This window comes from Nguyenibacter vanlangensis (genome assembly GCF_013376155.1).
GTDB lineage: Bacteria > Pseudomonadota > Alphaproteobacteria > Acetobacterales > Acetobacteraceae > Gluconacetobacter > Gluconacetobacter vanlangensis.
The window spans coordinates 1-1080 of sequence record NZ_JABXXP010000860.1 but is presented as its reverse complement, the minus strand read 5'-3'; the positions used below and the strand labels follow the sequence as shown (position 1 = coordinate 1080).

Genomic DNA, 1080 nt, shown 5'->3' with positions numbered 1-1080 from the left:
CCTCGTCCATCGGCCAGGCCATATCGGGACCGGCGCCGTAGAGCGATGCGCGGCGCGCCCGGTCGGCGGCGAAGCGCCGGCGCTGTTCCACCGGATCGGTCAGTTCCTCGAACGCGTTCGCCAGTTCGATGCCGGCGGCATAGAGTTCGAAGCGCAGGGCGGTGCGGGGATCGGCCGGGTCGCGCCGGGCCAGCGCCGCCTGGCTGGCGGGCCAGTGGGTCAGGAAGCACGGGCGGTCGCGGCCGATCGCGGGTTCCACCCGTTCCATCAGCAGGCGGAAGAACAGGTCCTCCCAATCCTCGCCGTCGCGCAGGGCGCAGCCGGCGGCGGCGGCCAGGGAAGCGGCGTCGCCCTCGGTGGGCAGCAGGTCGATGCCGGCATGGCGGGCGAAGGCCTCTGCCATGGTCAGCCGTTCGAACGGGACGTCGATACGCAGCGGCCGGGCCTCCGCCAGGCCGGGGGGGCGCTGCAGGACGGGTGGCAGCACCGCGCGCAGCAGGGATTCGGTTTCGTCCATCAGCCCGGCCAGCGTGGCGCCGGGGCGGTACCATTCCAGCATGGTGAATTCGGCGGCATGCAGATGACTGCCTTCGGCGTTGCGCCAGACGCGGGCGAGCTGGAAGATCGGCTGGCCGGTCGCGGCCAGGATGCGCTTCATGGCGAATTCGGGACTGGTATGCAGGAACAGCGCCCGGCGCGTGCCGTCATGATGTTCGCGTTCGGTGCGGAAGACGCGCAGATGCACCTCCTCGCCCGGGGTGGGGACGGCGTAGGGGGTTTCGACCTCGAGATAGTCCCGCGCATCGAAGAAGGCGCGCACGGCCCGCGCCACCAGGGCGCGCCGGCGCAGTAGCGGCAGGCGTTCGGCGATGCGGTCGGGATCGGGCGGGGTGGAGGCGGGGATGATGGGGCCAGTCATGCGCGACTCCTGTGTTGCAGGACGAAAGGCGGTCGAGTAGAGCCAGCCGATGACACAATCGGTCAAACAGACGGGGGCGGTCAAACAGACGGGGGCGCTCAAGCAGGCGCGCCCCGCGTTGCGCCCCACCCTGCGGACGGCGCGCGAGCTGGTGGCGGCCG

The 1080-nt window shown here is 71.7% G+C and carries 1 protein-coding gene; it reads right to left on the bottom strand.

Features of this window, described 5'->3' with window-relative positions:
• Positions 1–919: EF-P lysine aminoacylase EpmA (epmA, locus tag HUK84_RS19700; RefSeq protein ID WP_176641718.1), on the bottom strand; the 919-nt coding region annotated here is incomplete at its 3' end.
• Positions 920–1080: the final 161 nt, after the last annotated feature.